Source organism: Acinetobacter proteolyticus (assembly GCF_000367945.1).
GTDB classification, from domain to species: domain Bacteria; phylum Pseudomonadota; class Gammaproteobacteria; order Pseudomonadales; family Moraxellaceae; genus Acinetobacter; species Acinetobacter proteolyticus.
Genome location: NZ_KB849179.1, coordinates 2,414,422 through 2,415,062, shown reverse-complemented (window position 1 = coordinate 2,415,062; position 641 = coordinate 2,414,422). Strand labels below are relative to the sequence as shown.

Here is a 641-nt window from a genome sequence, read left to right as displayed (position 1 = left end):
GTTGCCTCTACGGGCGATATCTTGGGTGGTGGTGTGACCAATGAAGGCGGTCGTCTCAATGGTCCGTTCACCGTAAATGACAAAGGCTATGACACCGTTGCCGATGCGATTCAAGGTGAAGCAGCAGCAGCGAAAACCGAAGTTGAAGCGGGCAAGAACATTACCGTTTCTAAAACCACGGGTGCCGATGGGCAAGATATCTATAACGTTGCAACTGCAGATAATGTTGAGTTTAATAATGTAGAGGTAGGTGACGTTACGATTGATGGAACCACGGGCAAAATCAGTGGGCTCACAGATGGGGCGATTGCAGCAGGTTCAACTGAAGCGATTAATGGGGGGCAACTTCATGGTGTTGCGGACAGTGTTCGTAACTCAATTGGGGGTGAGACGACCTTAAACCCAGATGGTTCAGTGACCACTAGCAATGTCGGTAATACGGGTGAAAACAACATCCATGATGCGATTGACTCTGTACGCGGTGCAGCGGTTGCAGCGAAAACAACCGTCACCGAAGGTGACAATATGGTGGTGACTGAGTCAACCAATCCAGATGGCAGCACCAACTATGAAGTTGCCACTGCACGAGATGTAGACTTTGATTCAGTGCAAGTGGGTGATGTCAACATTGACGGAACCAC

At 49.5% G+C, this 641-nt stretch carries 1 pseudogene; it reads left to right on the top strand.

Annotated features, from left to right (window positions below):
- A pseudogene (locus F993_RS20555) lies at window positions 1-641 on the top strand (YadA-like family protein); the annotation flags it as partial.